The sequence below is a fragment of the Pseudomonas sp. AC252 genome (assembly GCF_979258105.1).
Genome location: NZ_OZ409837.1, coordinates 929,210 through 952,337, shown reverse-complemented (window position 1 = coordinate 952,337; position 23,128 = coordinate 929,210). Strand labels below are relative to the sequence as shown.

The 23,128-nt window shown below is 59.0% G+C and carries 17 protein-coding genes, 2 tRNA genes, 2 rRNA genes and 2 pseudogenes; 16 read left to right on the top strand and 7 right to left on the bottom strand.

Translation table 11 applies throughout. From position 1 onward, the window contains the following. Nucleotides 1-64 precede the first annotated feature (64 nt). The 7 genes and pseudogenes from ACZZZ4_RS04430 (at nt 65) to ACZZZ4_RS04400 (ending at nt 7,370) form a co-directional block, all read left to right on the top strand. Nucleotides 65-141 (top strand) — tRNA-Ile (locus ACZZZ4_RS04430). A gap of 30 nt (nt 142-171) precedes the next feature. Next, nucleotides 172-247 (top strand) — tRNA-Ala (locus ACZZZ4_RS04425). A gap of 247 nt (nt 248-494) precedes the next feature. Next, nucleotides 495-3,388: ribosomal RNA gene (locus ACZZZ4_RS04420) — 23S ribosomal RNA — on the top strand. A gap of 154 nt (nt 3,389-3,542) precedes the next feature. Beyond that, nucleotides 3,543-3,658, top strand: a 5S ribosomal RNA gene (gene rrf, locus ACZZZ4_RS04415). Between the two features lie 147 nt (nt 3,659-3,805). Continuing rightward, a complete protein-coding gene (locus ACZZZ4_RS04410) occupies nt 3,806-4,465 on the top strand; it encodes a paraquat-inducible protein A (protein ID WP_039761234.1) in 660 nt (219 codons plus the stop codon). Beyond that, nucleotides 4,452-5,075, top strand: a complete 624-nt coding sequence (locus ACZZZ4_RS04405; RefSeq protein ID WP_039761236.1) for a paraquat-inducible protein A — start codon at nt 4,452-4,454, stop codon at nt 5,073-5,075. Before ACZZZ4_RS04410 ends, ACZZZ4_RS04405 begins: the two co-directional genes overlap by 14 nt. Further along, nucleotides 5,068-7,370: pseudogene (locus ACZZZ4_RS04400) on the top strand (PqiB family protein). The gene ACZZZ4_RS04405 and the pseudogene ACZZZ4_RS04400 overlap by 8 nt, the downstream one beginning before the upstream one ends. A gap of 189 nt (nt 7,371-7,559) precedes the next feature. Here ACZZZ4_RS04400 and mksF read toward each other — a convergent pair. Genes mksF through mksB form a run of 3 tightly spaced genes read right to left on the bottom strand, consistent with a single transcriptional unit; the run spans nt 7,560 to nt 12,368 of the window. Beyond that, nucleotides 7,560-10,400, bottom strand: a complete 2,841-nt coding sequence (gene mksF, locus ACZZZ4_RS04395; RefSeq protein WP_039761238.1) for an Mks condensin complex protein MksF — start codon at nt 10,398-10,400, stop codon at nt 7,560-7,562. Beyond that, nucleotides 10,397-11,098, bottom strand: coding sequence for an Mks condensin complex protein MksE (gene mksE / locus ACZZZ4_RS04390; protein ID WP_415761443.1), 702 nt, complete (start codon nt 11,096-11,098; stop codon nt 10,397-10,399). The genes mksF and mksE overlap by 4 nt, the downstream gene beginning before the upstream one ends. After that, nucleotides 11,088-12,368, bottom strand: coding sequence for an Mks condensin complex protein MksB (gene mksB / locus ACZZZ4_RS04385; protein ID WP_163032968.1), 1,281 nt, complete (start codon nt 12,366-12,368; stop codon nt 11,088-11,090). Before mksB ends, mksE begins: the two co-directional genes overlap by 11 nt. Nucleotides 12,369-12,600: 232 nt before the next feature. Between mksB and ACZZZ4_RS04380 the strand changes: the two genes are divergently transcribed. Both ACZZZ4_RS04380 and rimI read left to right on the top strand, forming a co-directional pair. Next, complete coding sequence (locus tag ACZZZ4_RS04380) at nt 12,601-13,347, top strand: energy transducer TonB (RefSeq protein ID WP_463549253.1); 747 nt, start codon at nt 12,601-12,603, stop codon at nt 13,345-13,347. Continuing rightward, nucleotides 13,340-13,792 carry a ribosomal protein S18-alanine N-acetyltransferase gene (rimI, locus tag ACZZZ4_RS04375; protein WP_076564123.1) on the top strand — a complete coding sequence of 151 codons (453 nt, stop codon included), beginning with the start codon at nt 13,340-13,342 and terminating at the stop codon, nt 13,790-13,792. Before ACZZZ4_RS04380 ends, rimI begins: the two co-directional genes overlap by 8 nt. 58 nt (nt 13,793-13,850) lie before the next feature. On the opposite strand, the gene ACZZZ4_RS04370 is transcribed toward rimI, so the two are convergent. Then, on the bottom strand, nt 13,851-14,255 hold the full coding sequence (locus ACZZZ4_RS04370; protein WP_039761244.1) for a hypothetical protein: 405 nt from the start codon (nt 14,253-14,255) through the stop codon (nt 13,851-13,853). Nucleotides 14,256-14,395: 140 nt separating this feature from the next. Between ACZZZ4_RS04370 and can the strand changes: the two genes are divergently transcribed. Beyond that, entirely contained in the window at nt 14,396-15,040 is a 645-nt protein-coding gene (can, locus tag ACZZZ4_RS04365; RefSeq protein WP_039761245.1) for a carbonate dehydratase, read from the top strand. Between the two features lie 9 nt (nt 15,041-15,049). Here can and ACZZZ4_RS04360 read toward each other — a convergent pair whose 3' ends face one another. Continuing rightward, a complete protein-coding gene (locus tag ACZZZ4_RS04360) occupies nt 15,050-15,574 on the bottom strand; it encodes an SET domain-containing protein (protein WP_039761246.1) in 525 nt (174 codons plus the stop codon). A 172-nt stretch (nt 15,575-15,746) separates the two neighbouring features. After that, nucleotides 15,747-16,919 carry a hypothetical protein gene (locus ACZZZ4_RS04355; protein ID WP_463547314.1) on the bottom strand — a complete coding sequence of 391 codons (1,173 nt, stop codon included), beginning with the start codon at nt 16,917-16,919 and terminating at the stop codon, nt 15,747-15,749. 217 nt (nt 16,920-17,136) lie between these two features. Between ACZZZ4_RS04355 and ACZZZ4_RS04350 the strand changes: the two genes are divergently transcribed. Next, nucleotides 17,137-17,427 carry a nucleotidyltransferase family protein gene (locus ACZZZ4_RS04350; RefSeq protein ID WP_076564119.1) on the top strand — a complete coding sequence of 97 codons (291 nt, stop codon included), beginning with the start codon at nt 17,137-17,139 and terminating at the stop codon, nt 17,425-17,427. After that, entirely contained in the window at nt 17,424-17,768 is a 345-nt protein-coding gene (locus ACZZZ4_RS04345) for a HepT-like ribonuclease domain-containing protein (protein WP_129997694.1), read from the top strand. Before ACZZZ4_RS04350 ends, ACZZZ4_RS04345 begins: the two co-directional genes overlap by 4 nt. Nucleotides 17,769-17,804: 36 nt before the next feature. On the opposite strand, the gene ACZZZ4_RS04340 is transcribed toward ACZZZ4_RS04345, so the two are convergent. Beyond that, the gene (locus ACZZZ4_RS04340) at nt 17,805-19,223 is read right to left on the bottom strand and encodes a short-chain fatty acid transporter (protein ID WP_016773194.1); all 1,419 of its coding nucleotides are present in this window, start codon (nt 19,221-19,223) and stop codon (nt 17,805-17,807) included. Nucleotides 19,224-19,561: 338 nt separating this feature from the next. Here ACZZZ4_RS04340 and ACZZZ4_RS04335 point away from each other — a divergent pair, with 338 nt between their 5' ends. The 4 genes and pseudogenes from ACZZZ4_RS04335 to ACZZZ4_RS04320 all read left to right on the top strand — a co-directional run bounded on the left by ACZZZ4_RS04335 (nt 19,562) and on the right by ACZZZ4_RS04320 (nt 23,094). After that, complete coding sequence (locus ACZZZ4_RS04335) at nt 19,562-20,875, top strand: MFS transporter (RefSeq protein WP_129997693.1); 1,314 nt, start codon at nt 19,562-19,564, stop codon at nt 20,873-20,875. A 68-nt stretch (nt 20,876-20,943) separates the two neighbouring features. Further along, a pseudogene (locus ACZZZ4_RS04330) lies at nt 20,944-21,717 on the top strand (PAS domain-containing protein); the annotation flags it as partial. Then, nucleotides 21,697-22,305: a methyl-accepting chemotaxis protein gene (locus ACZZZ4_RS04325; protein ID WP_420480646.1), complete on the top strand. Its 609-nt coding sequence runs from the start codon at nt 21,697-21,699 to the stop codon at nt 22,303-22,305. The pseudogene ACZZZ4_RS04330 and the gene ACZZZ4_RS04325, both read left to right, overlap by 21 nt. Nucleotides 22,306-22,494: 189 nt before the next feature. After that, nucleotides 22,495-23,094 (top strand): flavin reductase family protein, encoded by a 600-nt coding sequence (locus ACZZZ4_RS04320; RefSeq protein WP_434766726.1) that lies wholly within the window; start codon nt 22,495-22,497, stop codon nt 23,092-23,094. Nucleotides 23,095-23,128: the final 34 nt, after the last annotated feature.

Sequence of the window (23,128 nt, the reverse complement as noted above, 5' to 3'; positions counted from 1 at the left end):
CTGCATGAGCTCCCACACGAATTGCTTGATTCATTGAAGAAGACGATAGAAGCAGCCCGAAATTGGGTCTGTAGCTCAGTTGGTTAGAGCGCACCCCTGATAAGGGTGAGGTCGGCAGTTCGAATCTGCCCAGACCCACCAATTTTGTGTGGGAAACGCCTGTAGAAATACGGGGCCATAGCTCAGCTGGGAGAGCGCCTGCCTTGCACGCAGGAGGTCAGCGGTTCGATCCCGCTTGGCTCCACCACTACTGCTTCTGAAGTTTGAAAGCTTAGAAATGAGCATTCCACCGGTTCGGTGATGAATGTTGATTTCTAGTCTTTGACTAGATCGTTCTTTAAAAATTTGGGTATGTGATAGAAAGATAGACTGAACGTTACTTTCACTGGTAACGGATCAGGCTAAGGTAAAATTTGTGAGTTCTCTTAGTTGAGAAATTCGAATTTTCGGCGAATGTCGTCTTCACAGTATAACCAGATTGCTTGGGGTTATATGGTCAAGTGAAGAAGCGCATACGGTGGATGCCTTGGCAGTCAGAGGCGATGAAAGACGTGGTAGCCTGCGAAAAGCTTCGGGGAGTCGGCAAACAGACTTTGATCCGGAGATGTCTGAATGGGGGAACCCAGCCATCATAAGATGGTTATCTTGTACTGAATACATAGGTGCAAGAGGCGAACCAGGGGAACTGAAACATCTAAGTACCCTGAGGAAAAGAAATCAACCGAGATTCCCTTAGTAGTGGCGAGCGAACGGGGACTAGCCCTTAAGTGGCTTTGAGATTAGCGGAACGCTCTGGAAAGTGCGGCCATAGTGGGTGATAGCCCTGTACGCGAAAATCTCTTAGTCATGAAATCGAGTAGGACGGAGCACGAGAAACTTTGTCTGAATATGGGGGGACCATCCTCCAAGGCTAAATACTACTGACTGACCGATAGTGAACTAGTACCGTGAGGGAAAGGCGAAAAGAACCCCGGAGAGGGGAGTGAAATAGATCCTGAAACCGTATGCGTACAAGCAGTGGGAGCAGACTTTGTTCTGTGACTGCGTACCTTTTGTATAATGGGTCAGCGACTTATTTTCAGTGGCGAGCTTAACCGAATAGGGGAGGCGTAGCGAAAGCGAGTCTTAATAGGGCGTCTAGTCGCTGGGAATAGACCCGAAACCGGGCGATCTATCCATGGGCAGGTTGAAGGTTAGGTAACACTGACTGGAGGACCGAACCGACTACCGTTGAAAAGTTAGCGGATGACCTGTGGATCGGAGTGAAAGGCTAATCAAGCTCGGAGATAGCTGGTTCTCCTCGAAAGCTATTTAGGTAGCGCCTCATGTATCACTGTAGGGGGTAGAGCACTGTTTCGGCTAGGGGGTCATCCCGACTTACCAAACCGATGCAAACTCCGAATACCTACAAGTGCCGAGCATGGGAGACACACGGCGGGTGCTAACGTCCGTCGTGAAAAGGGAAACAACCCAGACCGTCAGCTAAGGTCCCAAAGTTATGGTTAAGTGGGAAACGATGTGGGAAGGCTTAGACAGCTAGGAGGTTGGCTTAGAAGCAGCCACCCTTTAAAGAAAGCGTAATAGCTCACTAGTCGAGTCGGCCTGCGCGGAAGATGTAACGGGGCTCAAACCATACACCGAAGCTACGGGTATCATCTTCGGATGATGCGGTAGAGGAGCGTTCTGTAAGCCTGTGAAGGTGAGTTGAGAAGCTTGCTGGAGGTATCAGAAGTGCGAATGCTGACATGAGTAACGACAATGGGTGTGAAAAACACCCACGCCGAAAGACCAAGGTTTCCTGCGCAACGTTAATCGACGCAGGGTTAGTCGGTCCCTAAGGCGAGGCTGAAAAGCGTAGTCGATGGAAAACAGGTTAATATTCCTGTACTTCTGGTTATTGCGATGGAGGGACGGAGAAGGCTAGGCCAGCTTGGCGTTGGTTGTCCAAGTTTAAGGTGGTAGGCTGAGATCTTAGGTAAATCCGGGATCTTAAGGCCGAGAGCTGATGACGAGTTACCCTTTGGGTGACGAAGTGGTTGATGCCATGCTTCCAAGAAAAGCTTCTAAGCTTCAGGTAACCAGGAACCGTACCCCAAACCGACACAGGTGGTTGGGTAGAGAATACCAAGGCGCTTGAGAGAACTCGGGTGAAGGAACTAGGCAAAATGGCACCGTAACTTCGGGAGAAGGTGCGCCGGTGAGGGTGAAGGACTTGCTCCGTAAGCTCATGCCGGTCGAAGATACCAGGCCGCTGCGACTGTTTATTAAAAACACAGCACTCTGCAAACACGAAAGTGGACGTATAGGGTGTGACGCCTGCCCGGTGCCGGAAGGTTAATTGATGGGGTTAGCTAACGCGAAGCTCTTGATCGAAGCCCCGGTAAACGGCGGCCGTAACTATAACGGTCCTAAGGTAGCGAAATTCCTTGTCGGGTAAGTTCCGACCTGCACGAATGGCGTAACGATGGCGGCGCTGTCTCCACCCGAGACTCAGTGAAATTGAAATCGCTGTGAAGATGCAGTGTATCCGCGGCTAGACGGAAAGACCCCGTGAACCTTTACTATAGCTTTGCACTGGACTTTGAATTTGCTTGTGTAGGATAGGTGGGAGGCTTTGAAGCGTGGACGCCAGTTCGCGTGGAGCCATCCTTGAAATACCACCCTGGCAACTTTGAGGTTCTAACTCAGGTCCGTTATCCGGATCGAGGACAGTGTATGGTGGGTAGTTTGACTGGGGCGGTCTCCTCCTAAAGAGTAACGGAGGAGTACGAAGGTGCGCTCAGACCGGTCGGAAATCGGTCGTAGAGTATAAAGGCAAAAGCGCGCTTGACTGCGAGACAGACACGTCGAGCAGGTACGAAAGTAGGTCTTAGTGATCCGGTGGTTCTGTATGGAAGGGCCATCGCTCAACGGATAAAAGGTACTCCGGGGATAACAGGCTGATACCGCCCAAGAGTTCATATCGACGGCGGTGTTTGGCACCTCGATGTCGGCTCATCACATCCTGGGGCTGAAGCCGGTCCCAAGGGTATGGCTGTTCGCCATTTAAAGTGGTACGCGAGCTGGGTTTAGAACGTCGTGAGACAGTTCGGTCCCTATCTGCCGTGGACGTTTGAGATTTGAGAGGGGCTGCTCCTAGTACGAGAGGACCGGAGTGGACGAACCTCTGGTGTTCCGGTTGTCACGCCAGTGGCATTGCCGGGTAGCTATGTTCGGGAAAGATAACCGCTGAAAGCATCTAAGCGGGAAACTTGCCTCAAGATGAGATCTCACTGGAACCTTGAGTTCCCTGAAGGGCCGTCGAAGACTACGACGTTGATAGGTTGGGTGTGTAAGCGCTGTGAGGCGTTGAGCTAACCAATACTAATTGCCCGTGAGGCTTGACCATATAACACCCAAGCAATTTGCTGACCTGAGAAGGCACCAGATTGCGGTGTGTGAAGACGAAACGAACCGAAAGTTCGAAGCGCACAAACACCTAGCTGTCACATACCCAATTTGCTGAAACGAGGCCATCTGGTCACGAGTCAGTACCCGAATTTCTTGACGACCATAGAGCGTTGGAACCACCTGATCCCATCCCGAACTCAGCAGTGAAACGATGCATCGCCGATGGTAGTGTGGGGTTTCCCCATGTGAGAGTAGGTCATCGTCAAGATTAAATTCCGAAACCCCAATTGCGAAAGCAGTTGGGGTTTTGTTTTGCCTGCGAGAAAGTTTTCAGCGTTACGGCGAACAAAATTGCACAGTTATTTTCGAATCAGAACACTAGAATAGCCCCATCTTTATCGGAGCCAGAGCCTGTATGTCAGAATCGGTTGACGCCCCCGGGCTGTCAGATTTACCGCTGGAAGACTTGATAGCCTGCCACGAGTGCGACCTGCTGATGCGCAAGCCGACACTTGCCCATGGTGAGAAAGCGCTCTGCCCGCGTTGTGGTTATGAGTTATACGCCCACCGCCATAACGTGGTGCAGCGCAGCCTCGCCCTGGTGATCGCGGCGTTATTACTTTACGTACCGGCAAACTTTTTACCCATCATGCAACTCAATATCCTCGGGCAATCGTCGCAGGATACGGTCTGGAGTGGCGTGGTCGGTCTGTTCAACACCGACATGCAAGGAGTGTCGATTGTCGTCTTCCTTTGCAGCATGGCCATACCGTTACTCAAGTTGTTGTGCCAGCTGTTTGTGTTACTGACGATTCGTTTCGAAGTCGGCCGAAGCTACGGTTTGCTGCTCTATCGTATTTACCACCACCTCAGAGACTGGGGCATGCTCGAGGTCTACCTCATGGGCGTCCTCGTCGCGATCGTGAAGCTTGCGGACATGGCAGCCATCACCGTCGGCCTCGGGCTGGCATGTTTCATTGGCTTGTTGTTGGTACAAGTCTGGCTGGAGGTGGTGATGTCACCGCATCAGATCTGGCAGGCATTATCAGGAGAGGATGCCCATGCGGGCGATTGATGCGGGCATTCTGGTCTGCACCGAATGTCACGAGCTGAACAAGCAGGAAGCTGACGTCGACGAGCAGAACTGCACCCGTTGTGGCGCGCAGGTTCACGCTCGCCGCCCGAACAGCCTGACCCGTACCTGGGCGCTGTTGATCACGGCAGCAATTATCTACATTCCGGCGAATGTCTTGCCGATCATGACGGTCAGCTCTCTGGGTCAGGGTGATCCGAGCACCATCATGTCCGGGGTTATTCAACTGGTGCAGCACGGCATGATTCCGATCGCGGCCGTGGTGTTCATCGCCAGTATTCTGGTGCCGACCTTCAAACTGGTCGGCATCGCGCTGTTGCTGTTTTCTGTGCAGCGTCGGCAACCATTATCGGCCCGCCAGCGTATCTGGATGTACCGTTTCATCGAGTTCATTGGCCGTTGGTCGATGCTCGATATTTTTGTGATCGCCATTCTCGTGGCGGTCGTCAACTTCGGCCGGATAGCCAGTGTCGAAGCCAACCTGGGCGCCGTCGCCTTCGCCTCTGTGGTGATTCTGACGATGCTCGCGGCAGTTACTTTCGATCCCCGACTGATTTGGGATAACACGGAGTCGGACGACGACCATGACTGATTTGCCTGTAGCGAAAACCCGACCCGCTTCGAACTGGTCGGCCATTTGGGTGCTGCCTCTGATCGCGCTGATCATCGGCGGCTGGCTCGGCTGGCGTGCTTATTCCGAGACCGGTATAGAGATTCAGGTGCGCTTCGAAAGCGGCGAAGGCATCCAGGCCAACAAGACTGAAGTGGTCTACAAAGGCATGCCGGTCGGCAAGGTCAAAACGCTCAAGCTCGACGATGAAGGCAACTCCAAAGGCGTGATCGCCACCATCGAAATGAACAAGGACGTCGAGCAGTACCTGAAGACCAGCACACGGTTCTGGCTGGTCAAGCCGAGCGTGACCCTGGCCGGTATCACCGGTCTGGAGACATTGGTCTCGGGTAACTACGTTGCCATCAGTCCCGGTGAAGGCGAGCCGGTGCGCAAATTCAAGGCATTGGCCGAAGAGCCGCCGCTGTCCGACGCCAAGCCCGGTCTGCACCTGACCATCAAGGCCGATCGCCTCGGTTCTCTGAATCGTGGCAGCCCGGTGTTCTACAAGCAGATCAAAGTTGGCCAGGTCAAAAGCTATGTGCTTTCCGAGGATCAGAGCACTGTTGAGCTGAAAGTGTTCATCGAGCCGACCTACGCCAAACTGGTGCGCAAGCACACGCGTTTCTGGAACGCCAGCGGCATCAGCATCGACGCCAACCTGTCCGGCGTGAAAGTGCGCAGCGAATCCCTGGCCAGCATCGTCGCCGGTGGTATCGCGTTCGCGACGCCGGAGAATCGCAAGGACAGTCCGGCAACCGATCCGAGCCTCCCGTTCCGTCTCTATGAAGACTTTGACGCTGCCGCTGCCGGGATTCGCGTGAAGGTCAAGCTCAGCGATTTCGAAGGTCTGCAGGCGGGTCGCACGCCGGTGATGTACAAAGGTATTCAGGTCGGCAACCTGAAAGCGTTGAAGGTCGATCCTGACCTGAACAGCGCCACCGCCGAGCTGACCCTTGATCCGTTGGCCGAAGACTATCTGGTGGAGGGCACGCAGTTCTGGGTGGTCAAACCGTCGATTTCCCTTGCCGGTATTACCGGCCTGGAAGCGCTGGTAAAAGGTAACTACATCGCCGTGCGTCCGGGTGACAAAGGCGCCGCGCCAAAGCGGGAATTCGAAGCACGACCAAAAGCTCCGCCGCTGGACCTGCGATCGCCGGGCCTGCATCTGGTGCTGTTCACCGATTCGCTCGGCTCGATCGATGTCGGCAGCCCGATTCTGTACAAGCAGGTCAAGGTCGGTTCGGTGCAGAGCTACCAGTTCTCCCGAACCAAGAAGCAACTGGTCATCGGCGTACACATCGAGAAGGAATACGAAAACCTGGTCAACGCCTCGACGCGCTTCTGGAACGTCAGCGGCATTACCCTCACCGGTGGCTTGACCGGCGGCATTCAGGTGAAGAGTGAATCCCTGCAAACCCTGATGGCCGGCGGTATTGCATTCGAAACACCGCAAGCCAATGCGCCGTTGAAGAAACGCATCCCGCGCTTCCGTCTGTTCGCCGATCATGACGAGGCGAACAAGAAAGGTGCGGTAGTGACCATTAAAGTCGATCGCGCTGACGGTTTGAGCAGCGGCACTCCGGTGCGTTTCAAGGGGCTGGATGTTGGCAAGATCGAGAGCGTGGATCTCACCGACGACATGCAGTCGGTGATCCTCACCGCACGCATCACCGAAGTGCCGGAGAAAATTGCGCGGGTCGGCAGTCAGTTCTGGGTGGTCAAGCCGGAGCTGGGCCTGATCAAGACGCAGAATCTGGAAACCCTGGTCACCGGCAAATACATCGAAGTCCAGCCAGCGGCGAAAAATCTCGGGCCGCAAAAAACTTCGTTGCTTTGGCCGAGGCGCCGGAAGTCACCAAACAGGAAGCCGGTTTGAGTCTGGTGTTGAGCGCTGCACGTCGTGGTTCGCTGAAGCCCGGCGTACCAGTCACCTATCGTGAAATCACCGTCGGCAAGGTGACCGGTTATGAGTTGGGCCAGACCGCTGACCGTGTATTGGTGCACATCCTGATCGAGCCGAAGTATGCGCCATTGGTGCGCAGCGGCAGCCGCTTCTGGAACACCAGCGGTGTGGGCTTCGATTACGGTTTATTTAAAGGCGTGACGGTGCGAACCGAGTCGCTGGAGACGCTGATTCAAGGTGGTATTGCCTTCGCCACCCCGGACGGTGAACGCATGGGCAACCCGGCGCGGGCCGAGCAGACGTTCCCGTTGTTCGACAAATTCGAGGATGAATGGCTGACCTGGGCGCCGAAGATTCAGCTCGGTAAGTAACCTGAAGTTTATGGGGCGTCTATCAAGACGCCTTCGCGAGCAAGCTCGCTCCCACATTTTGTATGCGTTTCTATGTGGGAGCGAGCTTGCTCGCGAAGAGGCCCTCTGATTCAACCCAAATCCCAGGCGATAAAAAAGGGCCGCGATCCCAGCAGATCGCGGCCCTTTTTTGCCTTCAGCTAAAGCCGATCAAACCGCATCCAGCTCCGGCTCATCCGCCTGCACATTCAGCGTGGCCTTGACCACATCGTGGCGGCGGATGTACTTCCAGTCCGCCTCATCGATGTAGATACCGGCCGGGCCGCTGCCGCCTTCCAGGTCGATCGCGACACTGGCGCAGACCTGCGGCTTCACGCTCGCCAGAATCGGCACGAAGCCCAGTTGCAGACTGGTTTCAAGCAGCGCCGCCTGGTTCTTCTCGTCGATATCCGCCGCCTCGTCGAGGTAGTACGGTAGACGCACGCGACCGGCCAGATCGCGATCCATCAAATGCAGCAACAAGTACATGTTGGTCAGCGCCTTGATGGTCATGGTCGTACCGTTGGACGCCGCGCCGTCGATGTCGGTGTGGATGACCGGTTGGCCGTTGACCTTGGTGATCTCGAAGGCGAGTTCGAACAAGTCCTTGAGACCGAGCTGGTTGTGGTTGGCCGCCACCAGCCGTGCCAGATATTCCTTGGCCTCTTCGTTCTTGTTGTCCTGCTCGGCGCTCTGGCTGAGGTCAAACACCGACAGGGTTTCGCCTTCCTCATACTGCCCGGCGCTGTGGATGATCTGGTCGATGTGCTTGAGCGCTTCCTTGTTCGGCGCGAGGACGATGCGGAAGCTCTGCAGGTTGGAAACCTGACGCTTGTTGATCTCGCGGTTGAACAGCGCCAGTTGATGCTCGAGGCTGTCGTAGTCGCTGCGAATGTTGCGCAGGGTGCGGGCGATGTCGGTGACCGCCGCACGCCGCGCCTTGCCCAGCGTCAGTGCTTCGTCGGTGCGGTGTGCGTAAGCGTTGATCAGCAGCGACAGACGCCGCTCCATGTCGTCTTCGCTGTCGAACTTGGCCACGCCTTTGAGACGCACCTGCGCGTACAGTGCCTCGATCTGGCCATCGGCACGCAGCAGACCCTGCCAGCTGTCCTGATAGTCGTTGAGCAGCGGCAGCAGGTTGTCCATCGAATCGTCGACCGGATCCATGAACGGCGTACCGAACGGCAGATCCGCCGGCAGCAACTGACGACGACGCAAGGCATCGTCGAGGGTGCGCTGCTTGGCTTCCATGTCGGCAATCTGCCGACCGACCAGTTGCAGCTTGGCCGACAGTTGCTGGACGCGCTCGGTGAACGCATCGCTGGAGCGCTTGAGTTCGTCCTGCGCGGCTTCCATCTGCGCCAGTTGCTCGAGCTTGTCGCCTTCTTCGGCGCTCAGCGTCTGGGTGCGACGGAAATCTTCCAGCGCCTTCTGTGCGTCCAGCACCTGCTGGTACAGCGCTTCGGTCTGGGTCTTGCTCGCGGCGCGGTCGGCGGCCACGGCTTGTTGGGTTTTCAGCTGCTTGAGTTCTTTTTCCAGACGTTCCTTCTGATCGCGCAACGCCGCGCGGTCAGCCAGCGCTTGCAAGGCCGGCGGCTCGATGTGCGAGATGTCGATCGACAGGCCCGGCACCTCGAAACGCTCGCCTTTGAAGCCGTCAAGAATCAGCTCGACCGATTTGACCCACTCGCCGTTCTCGTCGAGGGTGATGCCGTGCTCGCCCAGCGGCAGGCTGAACAGCGCGCTATTGAACAGACGCATCAGGCGTTCGACGTCCTGTTGCGAGAACTCTTCGCGCAGGCGGGCGTAGCTGTTGTTATCAGCGTGATCGAGTTGCTGCTTCACCGACTTCAGGCGTTTTTCCAGATCGCGCAGACGCTCTTCCAGATCTTCGGCGCTGAACTGACGCGACTGCGCCAAGGCACCGGCCAGTTCGTCGTGAGCGTCCTTGGCGGCGAGCAATTGTTGCTCGAGCACTTTGACGTCATCGACCAGGGCGAAGCGGTTCTTTAATACCGACAGCTCACCGAGCCAGCGCTGAATGCCGGAAATTTCCCGCTCCAGACGCATCAATTCCTGAGTGCCGCCGCGCTGATCGTTTTGCAGATCGTCCTGCTCGCGACGGTAGTGCTCGGCCTGGATGGTCAGCTCTTCCTTACGCGCCGTGGCGTAGTCCGACCAGGTGCCGAGCAGGGAATCGAGTAGCGGCGACAGGCGATGCAGTTTGCCGCGCAGCACGTCGCGCTGTTTCACGCCGTTGGCCAAGGCTTCGACCAATGGGCCGGCGGCGACCAGCGAGTTGTAGTCCTGTTCCATGCGCCGCACGTCGCGGAAGGCTTCTTCGCACGCGGCGATGTAATCGACGCTGCCCGAACGCAGGCTGTGCTCGAAGGCATCGAGGAACAGTTGCTTGAGCTTGGCCGCGGTGATTTCGCGCATGTGCAGCAGGTTGATGAACAGCGCGCGGAAGGTCTTCAGGCTCTGCTCGCTGGTGGAGCGCAGCGGGATCAGCGTCAGGTCGAGCGGGATCGAGGTGTGGCCGCCAACCAGCAAGCGGCGCAGTTCGTCCGGCTTGAGCTCGTAAGCCTTCAGGCCTTCTTTTTCGAGATTGCTGAACAGTTCTTTCTGGCGCAGGCAGGTGTCGTTTTTCTGGTAGTGGGCCAGATCGAGCTTGCCGGCGTAGGCGAAGAACTGGTGCCCGAAACCGCCCCCCGGGCCGCGACCGACCACGCCGATCACGTGCGGGCCGTGGGGCAGGTTGACTTCGACGAGGATGTAACTGGTGTCGGAGGCGAAGTAGAAACGCCGCGATTGCTCGAGGCTGTACTTGCCGAAACTCATGTCCGACATGCGCGCCAGAATCGGAAACTGCAAGGCGTTGATCGACGCCGACTTGCCGAGGTTGTTCGCGCCATAAACCGACAGCGGTTCTTCCAGCGGGAACAGGCCGAGGCTGTAACCGGCGGTATTCAAAAGGGCAAAGCGGCGGATGCCGTAGCGTTCCTGGCTCATGCATCGGACTCCTGTTCTTCGGCAATGGCGCGGGCCAGTGCGTCGTCTTCGCTTTCTTCTTCAAACTCGCTCAAATCCAGTGGATCGTCGGTTTCGAGGAATTTCGCTTCGGCTTCTTCGTCGATCAGCACCGGTGCCGGCAGCGGCAGTACGCTGTGCACGCTGGCTGCCAAGTCGCGGTCCTGCTGCACCGACAGGCACACGTCGAGGAAACGGTGCATTGGCGGCAGGAAGCGGTAGACACCGTTTTCTTCGCCGGCAAAACCGAGCTGAGTCATGCGGCGCATGATTTTTTCTTCGAGTTCTTCGACGGTCTGCACTTCGGCCTGAATGAACAGATCGCGGTACTTGTCCAGCAGCGACGGCAACTCTTCGCGGCCAAGGCTGCCGCCGTCGAGCACGGCAATCGGGTCGCGGCCCTGATCGGCCAGGTGCTCGACGAGGATGAAGGTGAACAGCGCCAGTCGCTGGGCGGTCTTGTTCACCGCTGCGGCGGCCATGTCCGGCACGAAGTAGTAGAAACCACGGGTGTCGCAGACCAGTTCAAAGCCCAGCGCCTTGAACAGCGTGCGGTACTGGTCCTGGAAATTCGACAATTGCGCGTACAGCTCGGGATCACGACGGCTGACGTGGTAACCCTTGAACAACTCGCGGAAGATCGGCGCCAGTTGCGACAGTTCGGAAAGATCAAGATGCATTTGGGATGCTCGCAGAATTCTCGGCGGCGGTGTCGCTGGCCGAGAGCAGGGCGAAGGAGCGCAGGCTGACCTGGTGCTCGTGAGTGTGGTATTCGCGGCGTTCCAGACGCTCGCGCTTGAAGCGTTTTTCCCGCGACAGGCGCGAGAACCAATAAAGCAATTCGTCGGTGGCGCCGTCCGGTTCCTGCTCCAGCAGCCAGGTCATCAGATCCGGCATCGGCAGCGATTCTTCGCAACGATCGACCATCTCGCGCACGGTGCGCGGTGCACGTGGAGCGTCGCCAGCCTTTTGGGTTTTGTGCGCCTTGGGAAAGCGCGCCGGTTTCGGCTCGAAACGCGCCAGCGCATAAACGTAGGCTTCGACCTGACTGGCGCTGCCCAAGAAAGTGCTCTGTGGGCGGGTGAACAGCGGCATCGCCGCTTGCGGCACGGCGTCGATGCCTTTACGCCGGATCGCCGCCAGCGCCAGTGCGGCGCCACGGGTCACGGCGTTATGCCGACGCGCTTCTTCACGCAACGGCAGCAGCAGTTCGCGGGCATGGCGCAACGTGAGCTGGGCGCTGGTTTGCATTTCGAGAATGCGCGCGTGGGTGCGCAGGAGCATGTCGTCATCGACCAGATGGCCGAGGCGCTGCTGTTCGCTGAGCATTTTCAGCAGCACGGTTTCGACCTTGCGCACGCCTTGTTCGAAGGCGCCGTCGGCGTTGACCAGATCAATCATCGGCTCGACGTATTCGTCCCACGTCGCCAGCACTTCGGCGTAACGCTGACGCAATGGAATCTGCCGGTCGCTGGTCTTCGCCCGTTCGGCGACTGCCACCAAGGCCTGTTCATCGTTGTCGAGTTTCTTCAGTACGTCGCGCACGCGCATGTCGAGCAAGCGCAGCTGGCGCGCCAGATCGTTGCCGTCGCGAACGTCGAAGGCGTCCTGGATGTAACCGGCCAGACGTTCGAGGTGACGCAGGTAGGCTTCGATTTCCAGGCACAGACCGAGGCGGTGTTCGCGGCGCAGGTAGGCGAGGAAGTCGTGGATCTGCGCGTTGAGCTCGAAGCGGTTCGGGCTTTTCGCCACCGGAACCAGAATATCGAGGCGGATCCACACGTCGAGCAGGCTGGTGATGTCCTGCGGCGTGCTGTCGAGTTGTTGGGCGGCCAGTTGCGTGCGCAGTTCGTTGAGGCTCAGGGTGCCTTGGTCGAAGTGCTCGCACAGTGGCTCCAGAAGTGCCCAGTGTTCAGCGAGGGCGCGCAAGACGCGCTTGGGTTCGATCATCGGAATGGCCGGCTGGTTGGCGGTTAAAAGCGGCGATTGTACTGCATCACAGGCGTGGCGATTCACTCTCGGGACGGGCTGTCGCATTCTTTGCTCGAAGCGCAGTGGCGCAGGCTAGCGATCAACAGCAAGCGATCTTGTGCGAAGGGCGGTAGAATCAGCGCACTTTCCGTTATCCACAAGTGGCCGACCTTTGCTTATCGAGTCCCGCCGCCGCGCCTATTTGAACGCCATGCAGGTGGTCAACTGGCTGCCGCGCACCGAACTGCCTTTCGCCGCACCGTCGCGGCCCGAGCTGCTGGAGATGCCCGAGCCTGAGCTTGAGTTGCCGGTCACTCCGGCGCCCCAGGCCGAAGCACCGGCGCAGCCTGCCGTGCGTCAGGCCGAACGGCCGAAAGTCGAAGTGCCGCGCCCGTCGCTGGCCAGCACCCGCAACGGCGCCAAACCGGTGGAAGAAATCGACGAGACGCCGGTGGTGGTCAAGCCTGCGCCAGTGCCGCCGCCGCGTTTCGCCCTGCAACTGCTGCGCGCCGGGCGCTGCCTGCTGCTGGTCGAGTTACCCACAGGCGAAGCGTTTCAAAGTCGCGATCCGGCCTACCTGCTGCTCAAGGACATGCTGCGCGCCGCTGGTCTGCCGGATGCGCCGCAAATCGTCGGTGAACCGGTGCGCTGGCCGTGGCTCAATCGCGGCACGCTGGATCAAGGCCCGGAAGCGGCGCGCGACTTCGTGCAGGGTTTTCTCTCGGTGCAGATGGAAGCGGCGCCCTGCGCCTGTCTGTGGCTGATCGGCCTGCCGGCGGTGAAATTTGCCGGGGAAGCGGACGCCGAAGCGTTCAATAGTGAATTGCAGATCGAAGGTCTGGGCCTGGCCTGGGCGATTCCCGGTCTGGAACTGTTAATGGAAGAGCCACAGCGCAAGGCCGCTGTGTGGCAAGCCATGCGTCGGCTGATGGCGCGCTGGAAACAATCCGATGAGTGAGGCTGTAACCTTTCGCCCGATGACCGAGGCGGATCTGGACGCTGTGTTGAAGATCGAATATGCCGCGTACAGCCATCCGTGGACCCGGGGGATTTTTCTCGATGGCCTGGGCAAATACCAGATCTGGCTGATGTTCGAAGGTCAGCAGCAGGTTGGCCACGGTGTGGTGCAGATCATTCTTGATGAGGCGCACCTGCTCAATATCACCGTCAAGCCGGAAAACCAGGGGCGTGGGTTGGGCTTGACGTTGCTTGAGCATTTGATGTCGCGAGCGTATGCGGCTGAGGCTCGGGAATGCTTTCTCGAAGTGCGCGACAGCAACACGGCTGCGTTCAGGTTGTATGAACGGTATGGCTTCAACGAGATTGGCCGGCGTCGTGATTATTATCCGGCGGTGGGTGGGCGTGAGGATGCCGTGGTGATGGCCTGTACCCTGGTTGACTGAGACCCTGTAGGAGCAGCCTTCGGCAGCTCCTACAGGGGGCGAACTTCAAATCAGCTGGTCAGCGCTTGCCATTCAGCGGATCCAGATCCGCCAGTTCCGCTTCATCCAGCCCGTCACCGCCGCCGATGTCGTTTTCACCGACCTCGCTCAAATCCCAATCCGCCGGATTGCCCTCGCCGATTTCATCGGCATCGCGCGCGCCGTCCTCGCGAATCAACGTTTCCGGGCTCAGGTCATCGTCGGTCGGCTGATGATCATCCACCGAAGCCCCGGTCATACCCGCCTCACGCACCCGCTCAGCCGGCATCAACTGGTCGCGTTCGCGCTCGGGCAGCTCATCACCGATTTTCGCACTGGGTTCTTCGTCGTCAAAATCCAGCTCGTGCACCGAGCCCATGCGGTCTTCGTTATCATCGATGGGTTCCGGTTGCACCGCATCATAAGGGCGTCGTGAATCAGTCATGGCAATTCCTCATAGTGTGGGCCTTACTGAGTGGACTCACCGGGCGCGCGAGAATTCCAACGGAAACACTTTGCGCTGGTGGCGTGACTTCGACGGATGGTCGTCTATCAAACCTGCGCATCTTTCTTGAGGCCTTATCCATGCACGATCTACAAGACCTGATTGATAACAACGAGCGTTGGGCTGACGCGATCACCAAGGAAGACCCGGACTTCTTCGCCAAACTGGCGCGCCAGCAGACCCCGGAATATCTCTGGATCGGCTGCTCCGACGCACGCGTGCCGGCCAACGAAATCGTCGGCATGCTGCCGGGCGATCTGTTCGTACACCGCAATGTCGCCAATGTCGTGCTGCACACCGACCTCAATTGCCTGTCGGTGATCCAGTACGCGGTTGATGTGCTCAAGGTCAAACACATCCTCGTCACCGGCCACTACGGCTGCGGCGGCGTGCGTGCTTCGATGCAGGATCGTCAGTTCGGCTTGATCGACGGCTGGCTGCGCTCGATCCGTGATCTGTACTACGAGAAACGCGAAGAGCTGGCCAAGCTGGCGACCGAAGAAGAGCAGGTCGACCGCATGTGCGAACTCAACGTGATCCAGCAAGTGGCCAACGTCGCGCACACCAGCATCATCCAGAACGCCTGGCATCGCGGACAGCCGCTGTCGATCCACGGCTGCATCTACGGGATCAAGGATGGCCGCTGGAAAAGTCTGAACACCACCATCAGTGGTTTCGAGCAATTGCCGCCGCAATATCGTCTGCGCCCGGTCGGCGCGCCGTAACCGTCGCTCTCAACCACGCCCCGCGTGACGCCAGCGCTGTAAAAAGTGCTGGCCTTCAGGCGTGGGGTGCTCATCGTAACCGGTGATCCAGCCACGGCAGCGCGGCGAGCCGCAATCGCAGGCGAACTGGTGCAGCAGTTTGTCTTCGGTCGATGCGTAATCGATGCTCAGGCGCTCGCCGCTATGGATATCCTTCAAGGCCCACAGCCACAGTTCGCTCATGTCGAGAAAGGCATTCGGGTCGCAGGCGTGTTCCAGCACTCCACAAAAGCGCGGATCGTAAACATGGATGCCGGTTTGCAACTGACGGGTCTGTCGACAGCGATAGGGCAGCAATTGCCCTGACACCCGACACATTCGGCTGATGCGCAGAAATTCGCGACGCGCGACCACTGCCGTGGCAACGCCTCGTTCGTTGTGGATGATCTGGAAGTCGTCGCAGGATGGATAGCCCAGCCGCACGGGAAGTCCGGCGAAGGGATAGATGCCTTCGGTGTCGCGGGGCGGATGCCGGCCCATGGCTTGGTTGTTCATAACGATCCTTGTTGGTAGGTGTTGCCTCCGGGTTGTGCCCATGCCTCGCCTGCGGGACATGATTGGATCCAAGCCTCGCGTATTTGAAGCTACCGGTCTACTGTCAAACCTGACAGGCGCGATCACCGTTATCCCGCGTCAGCATTGGCTGACACGGGGGCTCCGGCAGCGACTACAGAGCGGGTGCGGGCACAGCGGCCGCAGGCAAGGGCGCTTTCAACTGCTGCAGTTGTGTCTTGACCGGTGGCGTGGCGCACTTGGCAGCCGCTTCTTCGACGCTGAGGTCGCGGATCGAGGTGTAGAACAACTCGCAGGTTTTGACCTTTTGCGTCACCTGCCATGTTTGCGTGCAACTGTTCAGCGTGGTCTTGGCATCGCTGCCCGGTTTGCTGCCCATCGCCGCCTGCCAGCAGGCAGCACTCAAATCCTGGCCCATGACTTTCAGGCCCGCCGCGTCTGCCTTGGCCTGGGCATCGTCGCCGGTGTAGCTCTTCGGATCGGCGGCGTACCAGATATAGCTCGGATGATTCGAGCCGAGCACCGGCACATTCACCCCTTCGCTCGGACTGATGCTGGCCAGGCCCAAAACGCCAACCGTCGGTCCATATTGTTCCTTGATCCAGTTGCGCACTGGCGCCCCGAACGCAACCATCGGCAGCGTCGTGCCGCTGGCGGTCTGGCTGAACTGCTTGACCAGTGTGGTCTGGTAATCCTTGAAGTAGTCGTAGACGTCCTCCAGATCCCCGCCGGCATTGGATGGTGCGGCGATCGGCGCGATGTCGATGATGGTCTGGTAAGCCGGCGTCTGCTCGGCGGGGATGCCGTTATCGGTCAGCAAGGTTGCCCAGCGATCGGTAGTATTCGAGCGCAAATAGTCCTGCGCCTGCGTCAGCGAATAATCCGGCGGGAAGTGCAATAGCTCGACAGTTTTGCGGTTTTCCAGCGCCATGCCCAGCGGCAGGAACAGATACCAGCTATAGGCCCATTTGCCATCGGCATTGAGCTTGCTGGCGCCGGCATAAGCCAGATCGCCGGCGTCGAGCAACGCCGACAGCGGCTTGTCGTAGCCGTCGGGGACACCGCTGATCTCGGCGTAGAGCTGATCGTTGTCGGTTTTCACCAGCACCTTGGCGTTGGCATAACCGTCGCGTTGCACACTCTGGCTCAGGTAATGAGCGACGGTCTGCTCCAGCGTCCAGTTGCGGAAGCAGATCACGCTGCAGTTGTTGGGGTAGGCGAAGAGGCGGGTGACGCGCTCGGTGCTGCCCAGTTTCACGTCGACATCGGCGTGAGCGGCGGCGCTTAGCGTCAGTGCAGCGAGGGTAAGTCCTGCGAGTTTGAACATGCTCAGATCCTTTTCAGCGTGGGTTCCCCTCGATGTGGGGGCGCTTCATAGTGGATCAGCGGTGTTTGACAGAAAAGCGGTTGAGTGTGGATTCTTGCCTGAATGCGGTATTACCCAAGCAGCGCACATATTGTTACGGCTGTGCCAACAAGCACGCTGCCTGGTGCGCGTCCGCACTGCTAGACTGCAGCGACATCGAATTTTCCAAGGGTGAGTCATGAAGCCTTCTACTGCTCTCGACATGCAAAGGTCCGCCGTCCGCGAAGTCATCAGGCGCTTTCGTGTGGCCAACCCGCGTGTATTTGGTTCAGCATTGCTGGGGACGGATCTGGACGGTAGCGATCTCGATCTGCTGGTTGACCCGCTGCCCGGCACGACGCTTTTTGATCTGGGCGGACTTCAGGTTGAGCTTGAAGACCTGTTGGGTGTTGCGGTCGAGGTGCTGACCCCCGGCGACCTGCCAGTGAAATTTCGTCAGCAGGTGCTTGATCAGGCGCGACCCGTATGAACGAGAACCGGCGAGATGATTATCTTGAACATATTCGTCAGGCCGCGAGCGATGCGCTTATCTTCGTCGAGGGCCTGAACAAAGATGAATTCGCTGAAGATAAGAGAACGCAACAAGCGGTGATCATGAGCCTGATCATCATTGGAGAGGCAGCGACCAAGATCATGGATCGTTACCCTGAGTTCACTGTTGAAAACGCGCAGGTGCCGTGGCGCAGCATGCGTGGGATGCGTAATCGAATTGCTCACGGTTATTTCGATATCAATCTGGACGTTGTCTGGGAAACCGTTCAGGTTGCGTTGCCTGCACTGTTGAAGTCCCTTCCGACCGCTCAAGGTTGAATACGCCTGTCCGCAGACAGGCGAATTAAAGTCTACCTACGGCATCACCGGCGGCGTATACGCCAATGTCGTCCCCAACGCCCACAACAACAGCAGCACCAGCGGCGTGTGCACCAGCAGTTGCACGAACGAGAAACCGATCAGGTCCCGCGCCTTCAACCCGAGCACGCCCAGCAGCGGCAGCATATAGAACGGGTTGATCAGGTTCGGCAGAGCTTCGGCGGCGTTGTAGATCTGCACTGCCCAGCCGAGGTGGTATTGCAGGTCATTGGCGACTTGCATCACGTAGGGCGCTTCGATAATCCACTTGCCGCCGCCGGACGGTATGAAGAACCCGAGAATCGCCGAATACACGCCCATCAGCAGCGCATAGGTGTCGTGGGAGGCGATGCTGACGAAGAAAGTCGAAATGTGATGCGCGAGGGTTTGCGCATCGGCGCCTTTGACCGTGGTCATCAGCGCGGCGATCGAGCCGTACAGCGGAAACTGGATCAACACGCCAGTGGTGGTTGGCACCGCACGGGCCACCGCATCGAGGAAGCTGCGCGGGCGCCAGTGCAACAGCGCGCCGAGCATGATGAACAGGAAGTTGTAGGTGTTCAGGCCGGAAATCGCAGTGATCGCCGGTTTGGTCGAGAACTCGTGAAACAGCCATCCCGCCGCCAGCAGCACCAGCACGATGATCAGCAACGGGCTGTGTTCCAGCCATTCGCCGGGGCGAGTGCGCGGTTGCAGCGGTGGCAGATTGAACGCCGGGTCGATGCCACAGGCCTTGGCGTCGCGTGCCGAGTTCGGCCCCGGGGCGGTGGCGTAGGCGATGATGATCGAAATCACGATCAGTGCCAGCAGCATGACCCCGGACTGCCAGAGAAAAATGGTTTCGGTGAACGGGATCACGCCGGTGATCGACAGGATCGACGGCGGCAGGCTGCCGGGGTTGGCCTGCAACTGGGCGGCCGACGATGACAAGCCCAGCGCCCACACCGCACCGAGGCCCAGATACGCCGCAGCGCCTGCGGCGCGATAATCCATTTTCAGGTCGGTGCGGCGGGCGAGGGCGCGTACCAGCAGTCCGCCGAATACCAGCGACAGACCCCAATTGAGCAGCGATGCGACCATCGAGATCAACGCCACCCAGGCCACGGCGGAGCGGCCGTTCTTCGGGATGCGTGCCAGTTTGTCGATCAGTTTGACTGCGGGCGGAGAGCTGGCGACGACATAACCGCCGATCACCACGAAGGCCATCTGCATGGTGAACGGGATCAGGCTCCAGAACCCGTCGCCGAAGGCCATCGCTGCAGCGGTGGGTTTGGCGCCCATGGCCAACGTGGCCAGCGCAACGATGATCACGGCCAACGCGGCGAATACCCAGGAGTCGGGAAACCAGCGTTCGGCAAAACTGGAACAGCGCAGGGCAAAGCGCGCGGAGCGGCTATCTTCGATATCAACGGCCACGGGGAGTACCTCGGGTTTTTTATGGTTATTTTGATCTCTGGCCACAATCTCAACATGGTCAGCGCCTCTTGTGGGAGCGAGCTTGCTCGCGAAGGCGTCAGGTCAGTCAACAGTGATGTTGAATATACCGGCCTCTTCGCGAGCAAGCTCGCTCCCACAGGGATTGATGGTGGTTTGTAAGCTGTGGCCCAGCAGACAGGCACTAACAGTAAATCAAGCGCCGCCCTTTTGTTGAGCAGGTTTTCGCAAACCGAGACTATGGTCTGACGGGTTGTCGATCCGCGCTTTTGCGTAGACCATGAGCGCCTTGGTTTTTGCCGATGCCTGAGTTCTTTGTCATGACTGCCAATTCTCCAGCCCGACCGGCGCCATTCAGCCGTGCCGACTACAAGACCCTCGGCCTTGCGGCGCTCGGCGGGGCGCTGGAAATCTACGATTTCATCATTTTCGTGTTCTTCGCGCTGACCCTGAGCCAGCTGTTCTTCCCGCCGGAAATGCCCGAGTGGCTGCGCTTGCTGCAGAGTTTCGGCATCTTCGTCACCGGTTATCTGGCACGGCCGCTGGGCGGGATTCTGATGGCGCATTTCGCCGACCGTCTCGGGCGCAAAAAGGTGTTCAGCCTGAGCATCCTGATGATGGCGCTGCCGTGTCTGCTGATCGGGATCATGCCGACCTACGCGCAGATCGGCTATTTCGCGCCCTTGCTGTTGCTGGCGCTGCGCATCCTGCAAGGCGCTGCGGTGGGTGGTGAAGTGCCGAGTGCCTGGGTGTTCGTCGCCGAGCATGCCCCGACCGGCCATCGCGGTTACGCCCTCGGATTCTTGCAGGCCGGCCTGACATTCGGTTACTTGATCGGTGCACTTACCGCGACCTTCCTCGCACAGGTATTCACGCCCGCCGAAATTCTCGATTACGCCTGGCGCTATCCGTTTCTGCTCGGCGGCGTGTTCGGCGTAGTGGGCGTTTATCTGCGCCGCTGGCTCAGCGAAACCCCGGTGTTCATGGCCATGCAAGCGCAGCGCGAGGCGCGGGTCGAGCTGCCGTTGCGCACGGTGCTGCGTGAACATCGTCTGGCCATGTTGCCGGCCATGTTGCTCACCTGCGTACTCACCTCGGCAGTGGTGGTGTTCGTCGTCATCACCCCGACCATGATGCAGAAAACCTTCGGCATGACCGCCAGCCACACCTTCGGCCTCAGTGCCTTGGGCATCGTCTTCCTCAATATCGGCTGCGTGGTCGCCGGTCTGCTGGTCGACCGCATCGGCGCCTGGCGCACGGTCATGCTCTACAGCCTGTTGCTGCCATTGGGCATTGGCGTGTTGTATGGCTGTCTGATCATGGGCGGGCATTGGATCGGCATGGCCTATGCGGTCGCCGGCCTGGCTTGCGGGGTAGTGGGTGCGGTGCCTTCGGTGATGGTCGGGCTGTTCCCGGCGCGGATTCGCGTGTCGGGCATTTCCTTCACCTACAACATTGCCTACGCCGCCTGGGCAAGTATCACACCGCTGTTGCTGATTGGTCTGATGCCGTGGAGCCCGTGGGTCTGCGTGATGTTCTGTGCAGTGATGGGCGCGGTGGGCATTCTGACAGCGGCGTATTTCGGTGCGCGCATGCCGCGCACCGGCCCGTGTCAGGCTGCCGGCGCGGCTTGAACCGACAGCGCCGGACTATTTTCGACTGACGGGTCTTGAGCCCGCTTCAGAAAAGCTGTGCAAGGCCGATGGCTAGGTTGTATCCGCTTACTACCTGCCATCGGTGCTTTCCCATGTTCAATAAACGCTTGAAGCAAGAGCTGGCCGCTCTTCGTGAAGAACTCTCCAGCCTTGTACAAGTGAAGGAAAGCCTGGAAAGCGAAATGCTCGCGCTGACCCTTGAGCCCGACGGGCGGATCCGTTCGGTCAACCAGAACTTTCTCGATGAAATGCTCTACAAGAGCCAGGACCTGGTCGGCCGGGCAATCGAAGACATCGTGCCGGCCCACGTCAAATCCGACGAATTCCATCAGCGCTTCAAGAACTCGATGAGCCGTGGCGAGCACTTCGCCGGCGCCGTGCGCCTGTTACGCGGCAATGGCGACGAGGCGTGGCTGCGTTCCATCGTGCAACCGGTGCGCTCGTCCGATGGCCGGATCAGACACATTTCCTTCTACGCCAGCGACCTGACCCGCACCATCGAAGCCTCCCGCGAGCATGAGAACCTGATCGGCGCGCTGGTGCGCTCCACCGCCGTGATCGAGTTCGACCTCAACGGCAATGTGCTCAGCGCCAATGATCGCTTCCTCAACGGCATGGGTTACAGCCTGGCGCAGATCAAAGGCAAACATCACCGCACGTTCTGCGCCCCGGATGAGTACAACAGCGCCGAGTACCAAAACTTCTGGCGGCGCCTGAACAGCGGTGAATTTGTCGCTGGCCGCTTCAAGCGTATCGACAGCCATGGTCGTACGGTGTGGCTGGAAGCGTCCTACAACCCGGTGGTTGATGCCAACGACAAACTGTACAAAGTGGTGAAGTTCGCCACGGTGATCACCGATCAGGTCAACCGCGAGCAGGCGGTTGCCGATGCAGCGAGCATCGCTTACAGCACCTCGCAACAAACCGACAGCACCGCGCAACGGGGCACCACGGTGGTCACCGAAGCGGTGAACGTGATGCGTGATTTGTCGCGGCACATGCAAGCCGCTGGCGAAGGTATCGAGGCGCTCAACGAGCAGTCGCTGGTGATCGGCACCATCGTCAAAACCATCAGCGGCATTGCCGAACAGACCAACCTGCTGGCGCTCAACGCCGCCATCGAAGCCGCTCGCGCCGGCGAGCAGGGCCGTGGTTTTGCCGTGGTCGCGGACGAGGTCCGGCAGTTGGCCTCGCGCACCAGCCAGGCGACCGATGAAATCGTTGGCGTGGTACGGCAGAATCAGGAAATGGCCCGCAATGCCGTGGCGCTGATGACCGACGGCAAGCTTCAGGCTGAACAGGGCCTGGCGCTGGCGGCGGAGGCGGGCACGGTGATCGTCGAGATTCAGGACGGTGCGCAGAAAGTGGTGGATGCGGTGGGGCAGTTTGCCAATCAGCTGTCTCACTGACACCGCACTGATCGTTCCCACGCTCTGCGTGGGAATGCCGCCCGGGACGCTCCGCGTTCCTTCGCTGGCGTGGCGCAGAGCGTGGGAACGATCACCGAGGGGCAGCGCCGCATCTGCTCATTCCCACAGGTTCTGTGATTCTCCAGTGACAGCGCTACAATCGGCTCCTTTTCCTCCGGAGCAAATCCCATGAGCGTCTCCCACCGCCGTCCGGTGCCTCTGAACAAAGCCTACCGCCTGCTCAACCACGGGCCGACCGTGCTGGTCAGCGCCGCTCACGACGGCCAGCGCAACATCATGGCCGCCGCTTGGGCCATGCCGCTGGATTTCGAACCACCGAAAGTCGCCGTCGTCCTCGACAAATCCACCTGGACCCGCCAGTTGCTCGAAGCCTCCGGCACTTTTGTGCTGAATGTGCCGTGCGTCAATCAGGCCGATATCGTGCAAACCGTCGGCAACACCTCCGGCCTGGAAATCACCCGCGCCCAGGGTCAGGACAAGTTTCAGGCGTACGGTCTGCAAACCTTCGCTGGCGAACAGGTTGAAGCGCCGCTGCTCGACGGCTGTGTCGCCTGGCTCGAATGCCGCCTGCTGCCGGAGCCGCGCAATCACGAGCAATACGACCTGTTCCTCGCTGAGGTCATCGCCGCCCAGGCGGACGAGCGTGTGTTCAGCGATGGGCGCTGGCATTTCGAAGGGCAGGATGGATTGCGTACGCTGCATCACGTTGCGGGCGGGCATTTTCTGACGATTGGGGATGGGGTGGATGGCAAGACGTTGGCGGTCTGATTTACTCCCGGGAGAAGGCCTGCTGCTCGGCAGG